This is a genomic window from Massilia sp. MS-15 (assembly GCF_020176695.1).
Lineage (GTDB): Bacteria > Pseudomonadota > Gammaproteobacteria > Burkholderiales > Burkholderiaceae_D > Telluria > Telluria hydrophila.
In genome coordinates this window covers 16,207-35,707 of the sequence record NZ_JAIWIA010000027.1, presented here as the reverse complement: position 1 = coordinate 35,707, position 19,501 = coordinate 16,207, and the positions used below count along the sequence as shown (strand labels likewise).

14 protein-coding genes are annotated in these 19,501 nt (G+C 69.5%); 12 read left to right on the top strand and 2 right to left on the bottom strand.

Annotation, left to right across the window (positions count from 1 at the left end; all coding sequences use genetic code 11):
* Positions 1-12: 12 nt before the first annotated feature.
* From LCI23_RS11365 to LCI23_RS11350, 4 genes are all read left to right on the top strand, one after another.
* Positions 13-402: a response regulator transcription factor gene (locus LCI23_RS11365; protein WP_374041166.1), complete on the top strand. Its 390-nt coding sequence runs from the start codon at positions 13-15 to the stop codon at positions 400-402.
* Positions 399-944, top strand: a complete 546-nt coding sequence (locus LCI23_RS11360) for a chemotaxis protein CheW (RefSeq protein ID WP_224946576.1) — start codon at positions 399-401, stop codon at positions 942-944. Before LCI23_RS11365 ends, LCI23_RS11360 begins: the two co-directional genes overlap by 4 nt.
* 85 nt (positions 945-1,029) lie before the next feature.
* Positions 1,030-3,315 (top strand): methyl-accepting chemotaxis protein, encoded by a 2,286-nt coding sequence (locus tag LCI23_RS11355; RefSeq protein WP_224946575.1) that lies wholly within the window; start codon positions 1,030-1,032, stop codon positions 3,313-3,315.
* Positions 3,316-3,335: 20 nt separating this feature from the next.
* Positions 3,336-8,846 (top strand): Hpt domain-containing protein, encoded by a 5,511-nt coding sequence (locus tag LCI23_RS11350; RefSeq protein WP_224946574.1) that lies wholly within the window; start codon positions 3,336-3,338, stop codon positions 8,844-8,846.
* Positions 8,847-8,877: 31 nt separating this feature from the next.
* Here the strand turns inward: LCI23_RS11350 and LCI23_RS11345 are convergent, their stop codons facing one another.
* Positions 8,878-10,326 (bottom strand): deoxyribodipyrimidine photo-lyase, encoded by a 1,449-nt coding sequence (locus LCI23_RS11345; protein ID WP_224946693.1) that lies wholly within the window; start codon positions 10,324-10,326, stop codon positions 8,878-8,880.
* 262 nt (positions 10,327-10,588) lie between these two features.
* Between LCI23_RS11345 and LCI23_RS11340 the strand changes: the two genes are divergently transcribed.
* The 7 genes from LCI23_RS11340 to ilvD all read left to right on the top strand — a co-directional run bounded on the left by LCI23_RS11340 (position 10,589) and on the right by ilvD (position 17,245).
* Positions 10,589-11,245, top strand: coding sequence for a YqgE/AlgH family protein (locus LCI23_RS11340; protein WP_224946573.1), 657 nt, complete (start codon positions 10,589-10,591; stop codon positions 11,243-11,245).
* A 29-nt stretch (positions 11,246-11,274) separates the two neighbouring features.
* A complete protein-coding gene (ruvX, locus tag LCI23_RS11335; RefSeq protein WP_224946572.1) occupies positions 11,275-11,667 on the top strand; it encodes a Holliday junction resolvase RuvX in 393 nt (130 codons plus the stop codon).
* Positions 11,654-12,208: a bifunctional pyr operon transcriptional regulator/uracil phosphoribosyltransferase PyrR gene (gene pyrR / locus LCI23_RS11330; protein ID WP_224946571.1), complete on the top strand. Its 555-nt coding sequence runs from the start codon at positions 11,654-11,656 to the stop codon at positions 12,206-12,208. The genes ruvX and pyrR overlap by 14 nt, the downstream gene beginning before the upstream one ends.
* 2 nt (positions 12,209-12,210) lie before the next feature.
* Positions 12,211-13,188: an aspartate carbamoyltransferase catalytic subunit gene (locus tag LCI23_RS11325; RefSeq protein WP_224946570.1), complete on the top strand. Its 978-nt coding sequence runs from the start codon at positions 12,211-12,213 to the stop codon at positions 13,186-13,188.
* 11 nt (positions 13,189-13,199) lie between these two features.
* Positions 13,200-14,480, top strand: coding sequence for a dihydroorotase (locus tag LCI23_RS11320; protein ID WP_224946569.1), 1,281 nt, complete (start codon positions 13,200-13,202; stop codon positions 14,478-14,480).
* Positions 14,481-14,578: 98 nt separating this feature from the next.
* Positions 14,579-15,292 (top strand): 1-acyl-sn-glycerol-3-phosphate acyltransferase, encoded by a 714-nt coding sequence (locus LCI23_RS11315; protein ID WP_224946568.1) that lies wholly within the window; start codon positions 14,579-14,581, stop codon positions 15,290-15,292.
* Between the two features lie 90 nt (positions 15,293-15,382).
* On the top strand, positions 15,383-17,245 hold the full coding sequence (gene ilvD, locus LCI23_RS11310; RefSeq protein WP_224946567.1) for a dihydroxy-acid dehydratase: 1,863 nt from the start codon (positions 15,383-15,385) through the stop codon (positions 17,243-17,245).
* A 13-nt stretch (positions 17,246-17,258) separates the two neighbouring features.
* Here ilvD and LCI23_RS11305 read toward each other — a convergent pair whose 3' ends face one another.
* Positions 17,259-18,116: a symmetrical bis(5'-nucleosyl)-tetraphosphatase gene (locus LCI23_RS11305; RefSeq protein ID WP_224946566.1), complete on the bottom strand. Its 858-nt coding sequence runs from the start codon at positions 18,114-18,116 to the stop codon at positions 17,259-17,261.
* Positions 18,117-18,394: 278 nt separating this feature from the next.
* Here LCI23_RS11305 and LCI23_RS11300 point away from each other — a divergent pair, with 278 nt between their 5' ends.
* The gene (locus LCI23_RS11300) at positions 18,395-19,495 is read left to right on the top strand and encodes a glycosyltransferase (protein ID WP_224946565.1); all 1,101 of its coding nucleotides are present in this window, start codon (positions 18,395-18,397) and stop codon (positions 19,493-19,495) included.
* The last annotated feature ends 6 nt before the right edge of the window (positions 19,496-19,501 follow it).

The window sequence follows — 19,501 nt, the reverse complement described above, 5'->3', positions numbered from 1 at the left end:
CCGGAGCCCAAGGTGGCCATACATCACATCCTGATCGTCGACGATTCCCCGACCGAACGCTTTTACCTGACCGATATCCTGGTGCGCGCGGGCTTTGCCGTGACCACCGCCGTGAATGGCGGCGAGGCGATCGACAAGATCCGCGCCGAGCGCCCGCAACTGATCCTGATGGACGTGGTCATGCCGGGCGCGAACGGCTTCCAGGTGACGCGCTCGATCGCGCGCGACCCGGAGCTGGCCGCGATCCCGGTCATCATCTGCAGCAGCAAGAACCAGGAGACCGACCGTATCTGGGGCATGCGCCAGGGCGCGCGCGACTACCTGGTCAAGCCGGTCGATCCGGCGCTGCTGCTGGCCAGCATCGCCTCGCTCGACCAGCAGCCGGCCAGCGCCGCCGCATGAAGGACGCGCCGGCGCCACGCCAGGGCAGCGCCGATCCGGCCGCCCGCCGCACCCGCCTGCGCGACTACCAGCAGCAGCTGCTCGAGCGCATGCAGGCCGCCAGGGGCGGCGAGGGCGCGCCGATCCAGCAGCTCGGCCTGCAGCTGGGCGGCACCCGCTACCTGCTCGACCTGCTGGAGGCGGGCGAGATCGTGCCGCTGGCGCCGATCGCCCGCGTGCCCCTCACCGTGCCCTGGTACCTTGGCCTGGCCAATGTGCGCGGCAGCCTGGTCGGCGTGATCGACCTGGCGCGCTACCTGGGCGAAGAAGACGGCGCGGCGCCGGCCGCCCCGGGCATGCGCCTGGTGACCTTCGCTCCCGCGCTCGGCTTCAACTGCGCGCTGCTGGCCGAGCGCGTGTACGGACTGCGCCAGGCCGGCGCCATGGAACGCGCGGGCGAGGCCCTGCGCGATGCCGACGGCCAGCTGTGGACGCCGCTGTCGCTGGCGGCCCTGGTGCGCGAAGAGCGCTTCCTGCAGGTCGCCCAGGAGCCGGACGGCTGACGGCGGGCAGCCTGAACAGACACCGCATTCAACACACCGACGCAGCCAGGCGGCGCGTCCATCGATCGTAGGACCAGGAGCCGGTATGGGATTCGCCTCGAAACTCAGCATCAACGCATTCACCAAGGACGAGGACGAGGACACCGTCCTGGCCTCGCCCGACACCCAGTTCGGCCCCGGCCTGCTGCCCCAGCATCCGTCCGCGCCGGCTTCCGCCGAGGGCCCGCTGCACGGCTCGGCCGACGCGGCCGCGCGCCGGCTCGGCAATACCCGCCCGCGCAAGCCGCTCGCGGCCGCCCCGGCCGACCCCGACGACCTGCGCCTGCCGCTGATCGGCCACATGTCGCTGTCGCGCCAGCTGCGCCTGGTGCTGGCCGCCTTCGTCGGCGGCATTCTCCTGACCGTGCTGGCGATGTGGCAGAACGCGGCGCGCACCGACGTCGTCTCGACCCAGGGCCAGCTCGCGGCCGACGCCCTGATGCATTCGCAGCGGGTGGCCAAGTCGGCCCCGAATGCGCTGCGCGGCGAGCCGTCCGCCTTCACCGAACTGGATGACAGCCGCGCCGAAGTCGGACGCCTGCTGACCCTGCTGGCACGTGGCGGCCAGTCCGGCGGCCATGCGGTGCCGGCCGCCTCGAACGAGCTGTCCGGCCTGCTGGGCAAGGCGCGCGCCGCCTGGTCGGCCTCGAACGCGGCGGCCGCCACCATTGTCGGCAACAAGCGCCACCTGGTCGGCTACGGCGGCGCCGTCAAGCGCTACGAGCCGCTGGCCACCGAACTGCGCACCCTGGCCGAACGCCTGCAGGACAGTCCGCGCGAGGCCGCCGCCGGCGCCCGCCTGGCGCTGCTGAGCGAACGCCTGTCGGTGGCCACCCACGCCTTCATGGCGCCCGGCGTGGCCCACCGCGACGCCGCGCGCGGCATCGCGCGCGACAGCGCGGACCTCGGCGCCCTGCTGGCGGCCCTGTCCGACGGCGCGGGCGCGGCGGCCGAACCGGGCCTGCGCGCGCGCCTGGACGACGCGCGCAGCGCCTTCCAGGCCTGGCAGGAAGGGCTGGCACCGCTCTCGACCAACCAGCACAACTTTGCCGCCGCGCGCAGCGCCGAGGCGGTGATCGCGCGCGACAGCGAAGGCCTGCGTTCCTCGCTGGCGCGCCTGCAGTCCGAATACCGCTACCAGCTGGGTATCCGCAGCAGCTGGTTCTGGGTGCTGGTGGGCGCCTCGGTGTTCACGCTCGCCATGGGCGGCAGCCTGAGCCGCGTGATGCTGCAGGACTCGCGCAACCGCACGCGCGGCGCCGAGGCGCGCCGCCGCGAAGCCGAGGCGATGCGCCAGCTGGCCCAGGCCAAGGAAGAAGAAGCCAAGGCCACCAACGACCAGAACCAGGCGGCGATCCTGCGCCTGATGAACGAACTGCAGGAAGTGGCGGACGGCGACCTGACCGTGCATGCCACCGTGTCGGAAGACATCACCGGCGCGATCGCCGACTCGGTCAACTACACGGTCGAGGAATTGCGTGGCCTGGTGCTGCGGGTCATCAAGACCGCCGGGCAGGTGACCGGCGCGGCGGCCGGCGCCCAGGCCGTGTCCACCGAACTGCTGGGCGCGGCCGAGGCGCAGTCGCGCGAGATCCAGGACGCATCCAGCACGGTGCTACAGATGGCGACCCAGATTTCCAGCGTGTCGCGTTCGGCCACCGAATCGGCCGACGTGGCGCGCCAGTCGGTGGCGGCGGCGGAGCAGGGCGCGCAGGCGGTGCAGAACGCGATCCTGGGCATGCACGAGATCCGCGAGCAGATCCAGGAAACCAGCAAGCGCATCAAGCGCCTGGGCGAATCCTCGCAGGAGATCGGCGAGATCACCGACCTGATCTCGGACATCACGGAACAGACCAACGTGCTGGCGCTGAACGCGGCGATCCAGGCCGCGTCGGCGGGCGAAGCGGGACGCGGCTTCTCGGTGGTGGCCGAGGAAGTGCAGCGCCTGGCGGAGCGCTCGGCCGAAGCGGCCAAGGGCATCGGCGCGCTGGTGCGCACCATCCAGGCCGACACCCACGACGCGGTGGCGGCCATGGAAAAATCGACCCAGGGCGTGGTCGAGGGCGCGCGCCTGTCCGATGCGGCCGGCGCGGCCCTGAGCGACATCTCGCGCGTGTCGAACCGCCTGGCGGAGCTGATCCAGGGGATTTCCGCCGCGGCCGAGCAGCAGGCCACCTCCGCCAACGGCGTGGCCCATACCATGCAGCACATCCTGTCGGTTACCGAGCAGACCCAGGGCGGCACGCGCCAGACGGCGCAGTCGATCCGCGAGCTGGCGCTGCTGGCGCAGGAACTGAAGGATTCCGTGTCGCGCTTCCGCGTGGCAGCCTGATTCACCGATTACACGAGCCCATGACGAACCCTTTCCCGCCGCGCGCAACCGCCTTCGATACCGGTCCCCTGTCCTGGGTGATCGGCGAGATCCGCGATGCGCTGGGGCGTTCGGGCGCGGCCCTGCGCGACGCCGCAGCGCGCAGCCTCGAAGCCCAGCCGACCCTGCTGCTGCATGCCCGCACCCACCTGCACCAGGCCAATGGCGCCTTGCAGCTGGTCGATGTCGAGGGCGCCGGCGTGCTGGGCGGCGCGGCCGAACGGCTGATCGAGCGCTTCAAGGACGGGCAACTGCCCTGCACGCCGGAATCGGTGCAGGCCGTGCAGGATGCCTACCAGGCCCTGGTCGAATACCTCGACGAGCTGCTGGCCGGCAGCCCCCAGCAGCCGGCGCGCCTGTTTCCCTATTACCGCGACCTGCAGGAGCGGCTCGGCGTGGAGCGCATCCATCCGTCCGACCTGCTGCCGGCCAGGCTGGGCGAGGGCGCCGCGCTGCCGGCGTCCGACACCGGCCTGCTCGGCGCCAACGTGCCCGACATCGCGCTCGACATCGCAGCTTGCCGCGCGCGTTTCGAAAAGGCCCTGTTGCCCTACCTGAAGAGCGGCGAGGCCCAGCATGCGGCCGGTATGCGCGACGCGCTGGCGCCGGTGGCCGCCGGCCAGGGGGACGGGCGTGCGCGCCTGTTCTGGCAGGCGATGCACGCCTTTGCCGGCGTGGTGGCCGACGGCGCGCTGGCGCCCGATCTGTACGTGAAGCAGCTGCTCGGCCAGGTCAACCTGCAGCTGCGCCGCCTGGCCCAGGGCCAGGGCGGCACGCCCGACGCGATGCTGCGCGACGCATTGTTCTTCGTGGCCGCGGCCGAAGGGACGCCGAATCCGGACGCCGCGCGCCTGCGCCAGGCCCTGGGCCTGGATGGCATGGTGCCGCACGACTATGCGCTACGGCGCTATGGCCGTATCGACCAGGCCGTGCTGCAGGAAGCGCGCGAGGCGCTGGCCCGCAGCAAGTCGGACTGGGACCGCATCGCCAGCGAAGGCGACCTGGACCTGCAGGACGACTTCAGCCGGCAGCTGGCGCGCCTGGCCGGCGCCAGTGAAAAGCTGGGTGCCCCGGCGCTGGCCCAGCTGATGCGCGAACTCGGGCGCGCGGCGCAGGACGCCCTGCAGGCCGGCCGCGGCGACGAGGTCAAGCTCGAGATGGCGGCCGCCATGCTGTTCGTCGAGAACGGCCTGGACCAGCTGCGCCAGCTGCCGCAGGATTTCGCCGAGAACGCGGAAGCGGTCGGCGCGCGCCTGCTGGCGCTGGCCGCCGGCGAAACCCCGCCTGACGCCCCGCAATGGCAGGGCGAGCTGGCGCGCCAGATCCAGCAGGGCCAGACCGTGGCGGTGCTGGCCGGCGAGATCAAGGCCGGCCTGCGCCAGGTCGAGAAACTGCTCGACGATTACTACGACCGGCCGGACCGGCGCGACGTGCTGGCCCAGGCCGCGCCGGTGCTGCACGGCCTGCAGGGCGCGCTGGCCATCCTCGACCAGGACCAGGCGGTGCTGGCGGCAGGCCACGTGGCCGGGGCGGTGGCGGCGCTCGCCGAAGGCGACGGCGACCTCGAGGCGCAGTCGGGTGCGCTGCACAACATCGCCCAGAACATCGGTGCGCTCGGCTTCTTCGCCGACCTGCTGGCGCAGAACAGCGAGGCTGCCAGCGGGCGCTTCCGCTTCGATGCCGACCAGCGCCTGCTGCGCGAACTGCCTTTCGAATACGTCGAGGCCCAGCCGCAGCCGGCGCCCGGGATCACCGTGCCACAGGAAGCGGGCGTCGAATCGGAACTGCTCGAGATCTTCATCCTGGAAGCCGGCGAAGTGCTGGGCCTGGTGCGCGACACCCTGCCGCAGGCGCACGCGCATCCGGACAGCCAGGAAACCCTGATGCTGCTGCGGCGCTCCTTCCACACGCTCAAGGGCAGCAGCCGCATGGTGAGCCTGGAGCGCTTCGCCGAGGCGGCCGCGGCGGTCGAGCGCGTGCTGAACCTGTGGCTGTCGGAGGCGCGCGCCGCCACCCCGGCGCTGCTGGCGCTGCTGGACCAGGCCCGGGAAGAACTGGGCGCCTGGGTGGCCGAGCTGGCCGCCGGCGGGCAGTCGGCACGCGATGGCGCTGCCATCGTGGAGGCCGCGGCGCGGGTGCAGGAAGGCGGACCGGCGTACGCCGAACACGCCGGACATGACGCCACCGCTGCCGGGGCGTCGCCCGCCTCCGTGCCGGAAGCTGTTCCGGAAGCGGCCGCCGACGATGTCCCGGCAATGGCGCTGGAACCGGTCGCGGAGTCTAGCCCGGAATCGGCCCCGGAGTCGACCCCCGAATCGGACCTGGAATCGCACCTGGAATCGGACACCGGGACGGCGCCTGTCACCGGCGCTGCCCCCGCCGTCAAGCGCGTCGGCGAACTCGAGATTCCGCTCGGCCTGTACAGCGTGTACCTGGACGAGACCGCGGCCCTGGTGGCCGTGCTGGCGGAAGAATTCGCGGCCTGGCGCGGCGCGCCGCAAGGGCGCACCGCGCCCGACGCCCTGAAGGCCGCGCACACGCTGGCCGGGACCTCGTCCACGGTCGGCTTCGGCGCCCTGCATGCGCTTGCACACGCGCTGGAGCTGGTGCTGGAAAAGCTGGCGCTGCCTGGGCCGAACCTCGACGAGGCCGGCCTCGCGCTGCTGGAGGCGAGCCTGGCGCGCATGCGCACCATGCTGCAGGTGTTCGCCCTGGGCGAACTGGCGCCGTCGCAGACGGACCTGCTAGCCCAGCTCGATGCGCTGCTGGCGCGCCTGGCCAGCCAGCAGGCCGCCAGCGTGTATGGCACGGTGGAGCCGGCCCTGGCGCGCCAGCTCGACACCCTGTTCGCCAGCGCCTATGCCGCGCTGCTCGACGGACCGCCGCCGCTGCCGGACCAGGCGGTGCGCGAAGCGGAAGAAGCGGAGCAGAAGGCCAGCGCCGTCACCGAGATCGACAACCTGTTCGACAGCTTCCTCGACGATCCCTACGCCGCGCCGGCGCTCGACCAGGCCGCGCCGGAACAGGTGTTCGTGCCGGTCACGCCGGACGAGGCCGCGCTGGAGGGCGTGCCGGAGCTGGCCGGCGACGCCGTGCCGCCGGAACCGGAAGCAGGGCAGGAGTCAGCGCCGGAAACGGAAGCGGAACCCGAAACGGAACCCGAAACGGAGCCCGAACCGGAACCTGAGCCCGAACTGGTGGCGGAACCGGAACCGGCAGCCGGAACCGAACCGGCACCCGCGCCGGAGCCCCGCCCCGACGCCGTCCCGGCGCAGGCCGAAAGCGGCCTGGCCACCGGTCCGCTCTTCACCGACGAACTCGACCCGGATTTGCTGCCGGTGTTCCTGGAAGAGGGCGCCGACCTGTTCCCGCAGATCGGCAAGGGCCTGCGCCAGTGGCAGCAGCAGCCGCAGGACGACGCGATCGCGCAGGGCCTGCAGCGCGCCCTGCACACGGTCAAGGGCAGCGCGCGCATGGCCGGCGCGATGCGCCTCGGCCAGCATACCCACGAGCTGGAAACCCAGGTCGAGAACATGGTGCATGCCGGGACGAGCACCCCGGCCGCCTTCGACGAACTGCTGGCCAGCTACGATGCCGCGCTGCTGCTGTTCGAGCAGCTGCAGCGCCCGTCCGCGCCGCAGCCTGCGCTGGCGCCGGCGGCGGTGGCCCCCGCCGAGCAGCCGGGCGCGCGCGCGCCGCTGGTGCGGGTGCGCGCCGACATCCTCGACCGGGTGGTCAACCAGGCCGGCGAAGTGTCGATCACGCGCTCGCGCCTGGAAAACCAGGTCGGTTCGCTCAAGGGCGCGCTGTCCGACTTCACGGACAACCTCGACCGCCTGCGGCGCCAGATGCGCGAGATCGAGATGCAGGCCGAGTCGCAGATCGCCTCGCGCCTGTCGATCGCCGGCGAGCGCGAATTCGACCCGCTCGAGTTCGACCGCTTCACGCGCCTGCAGGAACTGACCCGCATGATGGCCGAGAGCGTCAACGACGTGGAAGCCTTCCACGAGGGCCTGTCGCGCACGGTGGACAGTGCGGCGGAAGACCTGGCGGCGCAGGCGCGCATGACGCGCGAGCTGCAGCGCGACCTGATGCGGGTGCGCATGGTGCCCTTCTCGCACCTGTCCGAGCGCCTGTTCCGCATCGCGCGCCAGACCGCCAAGGAGCTGGAAAAGCGCGTCAACCTCGACATCCGCGGCGGCTCGGTGGAAATCGACCGCAGCGTGCTGGAACAGATGGCCGCGCCCTTCGAGCACCTGCTGCGCAACGCGATCGTGCACGGCATCGAGCCGCGCGCCGCGCGCCTGGCCGCCGGCAAGGCGGAGACCGGCGAGATCCTGGTGCAGGTGAGCCAGCACGGCAACGAGGTGGCGATCGTGTTCAGCGACGACGGCGCCGGGCTCGACCTGGACCGGATCCGCGCCAAGGCGCGCGCCACCGGCCTGCTCGGGCCGGACCAGGCGATGAGCGACCAGCAGGTCGCGGAACTGATCTTCGAGCCCGGCTTCTCGACCGCCGACGCGCTCACCGAACTGGCCGGCCGCGGGGTCGGCATGGACGTGGTGCGTTCCGAGGCGCAGGCGCTGGGCGGACGGGTACAGGTATCGGCCGAGCCGGGGCGGGGCACGCGCTTTGCCATCCACCTGCCGCTGACGCTGGCGGTGGCCCAGGTGGTACTGGTGGCCAGCGCCGGCCGTACCCATGCGCTGCCCTCGACCCTGGTCGAGCAGGTGCTGCAGGTGCGCGACAGCGAGCTGGCGGCGGCCCAGGCGGCCGGCACGCTCGCCGTCGGAGGACAGCCGCATGCGCTGCATGCGCTCGATGCGCTGCTGGGAGAAGGCAAGGGCGGCAAGGGCGCGCCGCTGCAGCGGGTCAATCCGGTGCTGGTGGTGCACGGCGCCAGCGGGCGCATCGCGCTGCGCGTGGACGAGGTGCTGGGCAACCGGGAAGTGGTGGTCAAGAACATCGGCCCGCAGCTGGCGCGCGTGCCCGGCATCGCCGGCGCCACGGTGCTGGGTACCGGCGAGATCGTGCTGATCCTCGATCCGGTGGTGCTGGCCCAGCGCCCCGCCGCGCAGCCGGCGGCGGCGGCCGAGGAAGCGCCGCCGGCCGAGCGCGCGCGCATCATGGTGGTCGACGATTCGATCACGGTGCGCCGCGTCACCCAGCGCCTGCTGGAGCGGGAAGGCTACCGGGTGATGCTGGCCAAGGACGGGGTCGACGCGCTCGAGCAGCTGGAAGGGGCCAGGCCGGACCTGATGCTGGTCGATATCGAGATGCCGCGCATGGACGGTTTCGACCTGACGCGCGAACTGCGCGCGCGCGAAGCCACGGCGGACATCCCGATCATCATGATCACTTCGCGCACGGCGGACAAGCACCGCAACTATGCGATGGGGCTGGGGGTGAACGCCTACTTCGGCAAGCCCTACCAGGAGCCGGTGCTGCTGGCGGCGATCGGCAGTCTGCTGGGCCAGGGGGTGGCTGGCTGACGCGCTTGCGGGCCGGCGGCGGCGCGTCCTTTTATTGCGCCTTCTTCAGGCGGCCGAAGCGCTCCAGCGTACGCCGGCGCGCCGCGTCGTGCTCGACCACCGGCAGCGGATAATCGCGTCCCAGCACCAGGGCGCGCTCCGCCAGCAGCGCGGGCGCCAGCAGCCACGGCGCATGGATCTCCTTCGCTCCCAGGCGCGCCAGCGCCGGCACCCATTCCCGGATGAAGTCGCCCTGCGCATCGAAGCGCTGCGACTGCGTCACCGGGTTGAAGATCCGGAACCACGGCTGGGCATCGCAGCCGGTCGAGGCCGCCCACTGCCAGCCGCCATTGTTCGAGGCCAGCTCGTAGTCATTGAGTTTGAGCGCGAAATAGCGCTCGCCGCGGCGCCAGTCGATGCCCAGGTCCTTGGTGAGAAAACTGGCTGTCACCATGCGCAGGCGGTTGTGCATGAAGCCGGTGTGATTGAGCTGGGCCATCCCGGCGTCCACCAGCGGGTAGCCGGTGCGGCCCTCGCACCAGGCGGCGAACAGGGCGTCCGCCGCCGGCCCCTCGTCCCAGGCAAGCGTGTCGAAGGCCGGCTTGAACGCGCGCGTGACGACCTGCGGATGGCGCGCCAGGATCATCATGTAGAACTCGCGCCAGACCAGTTCCGACAGCCACACCGTGGCGCCGCTGCCGCCGGCCCCGCTGTCCTGCAGCGCGCGCGCACTGCGCACCAGGTGGCGCACCGAGGTGGTGCCGAAGCGCAGGTGGACCGACAGGCGCGAGCTGGCGTCTTCCGCCGGGAAGTCGCGCGCCCGGCCGTAGTCGGGCAGGCGCGCCAGGAAGCGCTCGAACAGGTCGGCCGCCCCTTCCATGCCGGCCGGTGCCGGCAGCGGGCCCTCGGCGAAGCCGAGCTGCGCCAGCGTGGGTAGCCGCGCCGGCCCGGCGGGCGCGGCGAAGGCATCGGCATGCGCGTCGACCGGGTAGGCGGCCAGCGCTTCCGGCTGCGCCGCCAGGCGCTTGAGCCAGGCCTTCTTGTAGGGCGTGAACACGGAGAACGGCCCGCCCGCCAGGGTCAGTACGTCGCCGCTGTCGAACACGACCTGGTCTTTCACGCTCAGGAATTTCCGACCCTGCGCGGCGAGCAGGGCTGCCATCCGTGCGTCACGTTCGACCGCCTCGGGTTCATAATCGGCACATACCCATACCGCGTCGCAGGCCAGCTCGGCCGCAAGCGCCGGAATCACTTCAAGCGGGCGGCCCTGCCGCACGATCAGGTAGCCACCGAGCCTGCGCAGTTCGGCGTCGAGGCTGGCCAGGCTGGCGTGGATGAAACGCACGCGCCGGTCGTCGCGTGGCAGCGGATCGAGGATGTCGCTGTCATACACGAAAACGCAATGCACACAGTTTGACGAGGTCAAGGCCCGGTGCAGGGCCGCATGATCGAATGCCCGCAGGTCACGCCGGAACCATAGCAGGCTGTTGCTCATTTTCATCATCGTGTGCAGGGTCAAGGTGTCGGCGGATTGTACTGGGTAGGATTCTTCCTAAAGCGCCGTCCCGGCAGCTGGACGGGACAGAGGCGGGTCGTTGCCAGCGTGTCCAGGCGCCCGAAGCGGGGCGCTTCGATGGGCCCCGGGCGGATTCGGTGTAAACTATCGAAAAGCCTAATATTGGCTTGTGGACACTTCGCGTTCCAGGACGCCGCCCGCGGCGCCCCGGTGCTTAACCAGAGTGAGCCCATGTGAGAGCAATCGTATGAAAAAAAGCAAAGTTGGCAGCACTCTAGCGATGCCGGGCAGGCCGCCGGAACCTGACGCAGCGCTGGGCAAGATCGGCCCCGTCGCGTCTGGACTGAACCTTGCCAATCACTTCCTGATCGCGATGCCATCGATCCAGGACCCGATCTTCGGCGGCACCGTGGTCTACGTCTGCGAGCACAACGAGAAGGGCGTGCTGGGCGTGGTGATCAACAAGCCGACCGACATGACGATGTCGGTGCTGTTCGACCGTGTCGACCTGAAGCTGGCGCCCGGCCTGCGCTCCTCGGTGGCGGAGCAGCCGATCATGTTCGGCGGACCGGTCCAGGACGACCGCGGCTTCGTGCTGCACTCGCCGGGCGGCCGCTATTCGTCCTCGCTCACCGTCACCGACGACGTCGCCTTCACCACCTCGATCGACGTGCTGGAAGCGGTGGCCAGCGGCGCCGGCCCGGCCCGCATGCTGGTCTCGATCGGCTATGCCGGCTGGAGCCCGGGCCAGCTCGAGGAAGAAATCGCGCGCAACGGCTGGCTCACGGTCGGTGCCGACGCCCGTGTCCTGTTCGACCTGCCGATCGAGGACCGGTACACCGCCGCCATCAGGCTGCTGGGAATCGATCCACTCATGCTTGCCACCGAAGCCGGCCATGCATAAAGAAGGAGCTCGCGTGTCCGAGTCGGCTTGTGCTTGAGATCGTCCTGGGGTTCGACTTCGGGCTGAAGCGTATCGGCATCGCCATGGGCAATACCCTCACTGGGCAAGCCCAGCCGTTGACCGTCATCCAGGCGGTCGACAACGCCACCCGTTTCCGGGTCATCGGCGAACTCATCAATGAATGGAAGCCGGCGCGCCTGGTGGTGGGCGAGCCGCGCCATCCCGACGGCGCCGAGCACGACATGACCCTGCGCAGCCGCCGCTTCGCCAACCAGCTCCACGGCCGCTACAACCTGCCCGTCGAACTCGTCGACGAGCGCTATTCATCCGCCGTCATCCCGAAAAAACGCGGCGAGATCATCGACGCCAAGGCGGCCGCCATCATTTTGCAACAATACTTCGACGCTCATGCCAACATCTAAACACGCCTACGACGCGGAGGCGCTCTACCGCGATTTGCTGGGCCAGGTCCGCGCGGGCCTGGACGGGGTGCCAGAGCCCGCCATCGTCGGCATCCATTCGGGCGGCGCCTGGCTGGCCGAACGCCTGGCGCGCGACCTCGACCTCAGCGGCCGCTTCGGCACCATCGACGTCTCGTTCTACCGCGACGACTATGCCAGGAAGGGCCTGCATCCGGACGTGAAGCCGACCCACATCCGCTTCCCGGTCGATGGCGCCACGGTCGTGCTGGTGGACGACGTTCTGCAGACCGGCCGCACCGTGCGCGCCGCGATCAACGTGCTGTTCGACTACGGCCGCCCGGCCTGCATCCGGCTGGCGGCGCTGGCCGACCGGGGCGGGCGCGAGCTGCCGGTGGCGGCCGACTATGTCGGCACCCGCGCCGAGCTGGCGCCGCAACAGTCGCTGTGCCTGCAGCGCGACGCCGCCGGCCAGCTGGCGCTGACCATCGAGGACGATTCCGCCGCTACTGACGCTTCCGACGCTTCCGACGCTTCCCACTGATCATGCCGAAACTGTTTACCAATCCGCAGCTGAACCAGCACGGCGAGCTGCAGCACCTGCTCACCATCGAAGGCCTGCCCAAGGCGGTCATCAACCACATCCTCGACACCGCGTCGAGCTTCGTGGGCATCTCGGACCGCGAAGTCAAGAAAGTCCCGCTGATGCGCGGGAAGAGCGTGTTCAACCTGTTCTTCGAGAACAGCACCCGCACCCGCACCACCTTCGAGATCGCGGCCAAGCGCCTGTCGGCCGACGTCATCAACCTGAACATCCAGGCTTCCTCGGCCAGCAAGGGCGAGTCGCTGCTGGACACGATCGACAACCTGTCGGCCATGCACGCCGACATGTTCGTGGTGCGCCACGCGCAGTCGGGCGCGCCCTACCTGATCGCCAAGCACCTGATCGAGACGCAGCAGTCGCACGTGCACGTGGTGAACGCCGGCGACGGCCGCCACGCGCACCCGACCCAGGGCCTGCTCGACATGTACACGATCCGCCACTACAAGCAGGACTTCACCAACCTGCGGGTGGCCATCGTCGGCGACATCCTGCACAGCCGCGTGGCGCGCTCGGACATCCATGCGCTCACCACCCTGGGCGTGCCGGAAGTGCGCGCCATCGGCCCGCACACCCTGCTGCCGGGCGGCCTGGCGGAAATGGGCGTGCGCACCTTCACCAGCATGGATGAAGGCTTGAAGGATGTGGACGTGATCATCATGCTGCGCCTGCAGAACGAGCGCATGAGCGGCGCGCTGCTGCCCTCGGCCCAGGAATATTTCAAGAGCTACGGCCTGACCCCGGAACGCCTGGCCCTGGCCAAGCCGGATGCGATCGTGATGCACCCGGGACCGATGAACCGCGGGGTCGAGATCGATTCGGCGGTGGCGGACGGCAGCCAGGCGGTGATCCTGCCGCAGGTGACCTTCGGCATCGCGGTGCGCATGGCAGTGATGAGTATTTTGGCGGGAGGCAGGGCGTGAAGTTCGGACAGATGAAACTGCATATCAAGAACGGCCGGGTGATCGACCCGGCGAACGGCATCGACGCGGTCCAGGACCTGTTCATTGCCGACGGCGTGATCGCCGCCCTCGGCAGCGCGCCGGCTGGATTCAGCGCCGACCAGGCCATCGACGCGGCCGGCCTGGTGGTCGCCCCCGGCCTGGTCGACCTGTCCGCGCGCCTGCGCGAGCCGGGCTACGAATACAGGGCGACGCTGGAATCGGAACTGCAGGCCGCGATGCAGGGCGGCGTGACCACCCTGGTGTGCCCGCCGGACACCGACCCGGTGCTGGACGAGCCGGGCCTGGTCGAGATGCTCAAGCACCGCGCGCGCATGCTGGACCAGGCCAATGTGCACCCGCTGGGCGCGCTGACGATGGGGCTGAAGGGCCAATCCCTGACGGAGATGGCTGAGCTGACCGAGGCCGGCTGCATCGGCTTCTCGCAGGCCGAGGTGCCGGTGCTGGACACCACCGTGCTGCTGCGCGCCATGCAGTACGCCAGGACCTTCGGCTACACGGTCTGGCTGCGCCCGCAGGACGCCCACATCGGGCGCGGCGGCGTGGCCCACAGCGGCCCGCTGGCCTCGCGCCTGGGGCTGTCGGGCGTGCCGGTGATGTCCGAAACCATCGCCCTGCACACGATCTTCGAGCTGATGCGCGCCACCGGCGCGCGCGTGCACCTGTGCCGCATGTCGTCCGCCGCCGGCCTGGCGCTGGTGGCCGCGGCCCGCAAGGAAGGCCTGCCGCTCACCTGCGACGTCGGCGTGCACCACCTGCACATGACGGACGCCGACATCGGCTTCTTCGACCCCAACGCGCGCTTCAACCCGCCGCTGCGCAGCCAGCGCGACCGCGACGCGATCCGCAACGCGCTGCTGGACGGCACCGTGGATGCGATCTGCTCCGACCACACGCCGGTGGACGACGACGAGAAGCTGCTGCCCTTCGCCGAAGCGACACCCGGCGCGACCGGCCTGGAACTGCTGCTGGCGCTGACGCTGAAGTGGGCCGAAGAGCAGCGCAACGGCGACATGCTGCCGCAGGCCCTGTCCAAGGTCACCGTCGAGGCGGCCCGCATCGCCGGGCTGCCGGCCGGCACCCTGTCGGTGGGCGCGGCGGCCGACGTGATCGTGTTCGATCCGCAGGCGCGCTGGAAGGTCGAGCGCAAGGCGCTGGCCAGCCAGGGCAAGCACACCCCCTTCCTCGGCTTCGAGCTGGCCGGCCAGGTGCGCGCGACGGTCGTGCGCGGCCGCGTGGCTTTCCAGCGCTGAGCCGGGCGGACGGCGCCCGCCGTCCGCCAGCTTGCCTTCTCCTTCTCGTCGTGAAGCTCCGGCCGGGCCTTCTCCGTTCACTGCGCCTGGCGCGCGTCATGGTCCACCTGGTGGCGGGCCTGGCGACGTCCGCGCTGGTGTTCCCGCTCGCCTCGCGCGCCCTGCGCGAGCGCCTGACGCGGCGCTGGTCGCGCCGCCTGCTCGGCCTGTGCCGGGTCAGCGTGGCGCAGCTACCCGGCGCGCCGGCGGCCGCGCATGCGCTGGTGGTGGCCAACCACGTGTCCTGGCTCGACATCTTCGTGATCAACGCCCTGTACCCCTGCCGCTTCGTGGCCAAGGCCGAGATCCGCTCCTGGCCGGTGCTGGGCTGGCTGGCGGCCAGCGCCGGCACCGTCTTCATCGCGCGCGGCAACCGGCGCGAGCTGCGCCACCTGTTCAAGGGCCTGGTGGCGGTGCTGCACGGCGGCCAGCGGGTCGCCTTCTTCCCCGAAGGGACCACTTCGCTGCAGGGCGAGGTGCTGCCTTTCCACGCCAACCTGTTCGAGGCCGCGATCGATGCCGGGGTCGCGGTGCAGCCGTATGCGCTGAGCTATGTCGATGCCGCGGGGGGCTACCACGCCGCGGTGGAGTATGTGGGCGAAACCACCTTCGTGGACAGCCTGCTGCGCATCCTGGAGGGCGAGCCGGTGCAGGCCCGCCTGCAATGCCTGGCGCCGATCGATGCCACCGGCGCGCACCGGCGCGACCTGGCTAGGGTGGCCCAGGAGGCGATCGGCGCGGCGCTCGCGGCACACGTCGTCACTGATACATAAAACGTATCACAGCACGCTGAATCATATATTGGACAACTCACAGCCCGCAGGGCACGCTGGTGCTTTGCCCAGCCCGCCGAGGAGACCAGCATGCCCACCTACCGTTCCCGCACCACCACTCAGGGCCGCAACATGGCCGGCGCGCGCGCCCTGTGGCGCGCCACCGGCATGAAGGACGGCGACTTCGACAAGCCGATCATCGCCGTGGTCAATTCCTTCACCCAGTTCGTGCCCGGCCACGTGCACCTGAAGGACCTGGGCCAGATAGTGGCGCGCGAGATCGAAGCGGCCGGCGGGGTGGCCAAGGAATTCAACACCATCGCCGTCGACGACGGCATCGCCATGGGCCACGGCGGCATGCTGTACTCGCTGCCGTCGCGCGACCTGATCGCCGACTCGGTCGAGTACATGGTCAACGCCCACTGCGCCGACGCCATGGTGTGCATCTCGAACTGTGACAAGATCACCCCCGGCATGCTGATGGCCGCGATGCGCCTGAACATCCCGACCGTGTTCGTCTCCGGCGGCCCGATGGAGGCGGGCAAGGTCGTCAAGGTCGTGAATAATGACCGCAAGATCATCAAGCTCGACCTGGTCGACGCCATGATCCAGGCCGGCGACAGCAAGATATCGGATGCCGACGTGGCGGAAGTCGAGCGCTCGGCCTGCCCGACCTGCGGCTCTTGCTCGGGCATGTTCACGGCGAACTCGATGAACTGCCTGACCGAGGCGCTGGGCCTGTCCCTGCCGGGCAACGGCACCATCCTCGCCACCCACGCGGACCGCAAGGAACTGTTCCTGCGCGCCGGCCGCCTGATCGTGGAGATCGCCAAGCGCCACTACGAAGGCGACGACGATTCCGTGCTGCCGCGCTCGATCGCCTCCAGGGCGGCGTTCGAGAACGCGATGGCGCTGGACGTCTCGATGGGCGGCTCCACCAACACCGTGCTGCACCTGCTCGCGGCGGCGCACGAGGCCGGCGTGGAATTCAGCATGGCCGACATCGACCGCATCTCGCGCAAGGTGCCCTGCCTGTGCAAGGTGGCGCCGATGACCGACAAGTACCACATCGAAGACGTGCACCGCGCCGGCGGCATCTTCGCGATCCTGGGCGAGCTCGCGCGCGCCGGCCTGCTCGACACTTCGCTTCCCACCGTGCACACCCCCACGATGGGTGAAGCGATCGAGAAGTACGACATCAAGCGCAGCGACGATCCAGGCGTGCACCAGCTGTTCCGCGCGGCGCCGGGCGGCGTGCCGACCCAGGTCGCCTTTTCGCAGGCCGAGCGCTTCGACGAGAACGACCTGGACCGCAGCACGGGCTGCATCCGCGACCGCGCGCACGCCTACTCGCAGGATGGCGGCCTGGCGGTCCTGTACGGGAACATCGCCGAGAAGGGCTGCATCGTGAAGACGGCGGGGGTGGACGAGAGCATCCTGCAATTCTCCGGCAAGGCGCGTGTGTTCGAGAGCCAGGACGCGGCGGTCGAGGGCATCCTCGGTGACACGGTACAGGCCGGCGACGTCGTCATCATCCGCTACGAGGGCCCAAAGGGCGGTCCGGGCATGCAGGAGATGCTGTACCCGACCTCGTACATCAAGTCCAAGGGACTCGGCAAGGCCTGCGCGCTGTTCACGGACGGACGCTTCTCGGGCGGCTCCTCGGGCCTGGTGATCGGCCACGCCTCCCCGGAAGCGGCCGAAGGCGGCGCGATCGGCCTGGTGGAAGAGGGCGACATGATCGACATCGACATCCCGAACCGCACGATCGACCTGCGCGTGAGTGCCGAGGAACTGGCGCAGCGCCGCGGAAAGATGGAAGAGCGCGGTGCGGATGCGTGGAAGCCGGCGGGGCGCGAGCGCTATGTGTCGCAGGCGCTGCAGGCGTATGCGGCGCTCACGACGTCGGCGGATCGTGGGGCCGTGCGCGACCTGAGCCAGCTCAAGCGCTGACCGCAAACGGGCATCACTGTTTGCCGCTGTGTTCCCGATACTCGGGACAATCCACCTGCAGCAGCGAGCGGTCGTCCAGGCACACCGCCGTCAGCTTCCCGCCCCACACGCAGCCACTGTCCAGGCCCACCAGGTTCGGCCGCAGTACCAGGCCCAGCGCCGACCAGTGGCCGAACACCACGGTCACGTCGCGGGTGCGCCGCTGCGGCAGATCGAACCAGGGCAGCAGGTCCGAGCCTTGCGGCCCTTGCCCGCTTTCCTTGTGCAGGAAGTCCATGCGCCCGTCCGGCGCGCACAGGCGCATGCGGGTCAGCGCATTGACGATGCAGCGCAGGCGCGCGCTGCCCCGCAGGCCCTCGTCCCAGCGGTCCGGCTCGTTGCCATACATCTCGCGCAGGAAATCGATCCAGTCGGGGCCGCGCAGCGCGCTTTCCACCTCGTGCGCCAGCGCCATGGTCTGCGCCGCATCCCATTGCGGGGCGACGCCGGCGTGCACCAGCAGGTGGGCATCGACGAACATCGCCAGGGGGCGCTGGCGCAGCCAGGCGACCAGGTCGTCGCGGTCGGGCGCGGCCAGGATCTCTTCCAGCGTATCGGAACGGCTGGCGCGCTGCGCGCCGGCGGCAACCGCGATCAGGTGCAGGTCGTGGTTGCCGAGCAGGGCCTCGACACGGCCGGGATCGGCCTCGGACAGCGCCTTCATGCGGCGCAGCGCGCTCAGCGAATCCGGACCGCGGTTGATCAGGTCGCCGACGAACAGGATGCGCGGTGCTTCCGGGCCGTGTTGCCGGGCGTCGTCGGCGATGCGTTCGATCAGGAGCCGGGCTTCGTGGGCGCAGCCCTGCAGGTCGCCGATGGCGTAGGTTCTCATGGTGATTGTCGTCCTGGTGAAGCGAAGTAAGCGGTGCCGGGTGGCCGGCATTTTCGGATACTAAATGATTTCACGCAGAGACGCTGCGGCGCATGCCGCGGGGAAAATGCTGCGCGCATTTGATCCAGTCGAATGAGGGCGCACAGCCGTGTATCCGCTTCCGGAAAACACGGTCCATTCCGGTACAATGGGCCACCATTTGCGGGATCGGCGTGCCGTGGTTTTTCCGCGGACGCGTATGCGAAAGCGGCTCACGTAATTGCACCGAAAGCATAATAATGTTCTCCTTTTTCGTCAGTTTCGTAGCCTGCGCGCTGCTGACCCTGCTGGTGATTAAGTACGCGAAGCGCAATGGCGCGGCGCTGGACAGCGATTATGAAGGTGTGCAGAAGTTCCATACCCATGCGGTCGCGCGTATCGGCGGAATCCCGATCTTTCTCGCGGTCCTATTCAGCGGCGCCATTTCGACGCTGCGCGAATTGACGCTCGGTCCGTGGCTTGCATCGCTGATCGGATGCGCATTCATCGCCATGGCCGGAGGCATCGTCGAAGACTGTACCGGCCGCGTTTCTCCGGGCCGCCGGCTGCTGCTCACGATGCTTGCGGCATTGCTCGCGTATTACCTGCTCGGCGCGAAACTGGTGCGCCTGGATTTACCCTGGGGCGTGCTGCCGCTGCAATTGAACCTGTTGGTGCTGCCGCTGACCGTGCTGGCGGTGGCCGGCATTGCGAATGCGGTCAACATTATCGACGGCTTCAATGGGCTGGCCAGCATGGTCAGCATTTGCATGCTGCTGTCGCTGGCCTATGTGGCGCTGCAGGTCGGTGACATGTACGTGCTGGTGACGGCGCTGATCGTGGCTGGCGCCGCGGCCGGTTTCCTGATCTGGAATTACCCGGTCGGCCTGATATTCCTCGGCGATGGCGGCGCCTACTTCATCGGTTTCATGCTGGGCGAACTCGCACTGCTGCTGGTGATGCGCAATCCTGGCGTGTCGACCTGGTATGCCGCGCTGCTGCTGATCTATCCCGCATTCGAAACCTTATTCTCGGCCTATCGCCGGATGTTCGTGCGCGGTAAATCGCCGGCACTCCCGGATGGTATTCATCTGCATAGCCTGATATTTCGCCGCATCGTGCAATGGACCGTCGGTCCGCGTGAAGCGCGCGCATTGATGAAACGGAACGCGCGCACCTCGCCCTATTTATGGCTCTTTTCCTTGATGGCAGTGATTCCCGCAACCGTGTTCTGGAAAAACACCGGACTTCTGATCTTCTTCAGTTTGTTGTTTATAATCAGTTACCTCTGGTTATATGCGCGTATTGTTCGATTCAAGTCGCCACGCTGGCTTTTCCTGCACAATAAAAAGCGGAAATGAAGTATT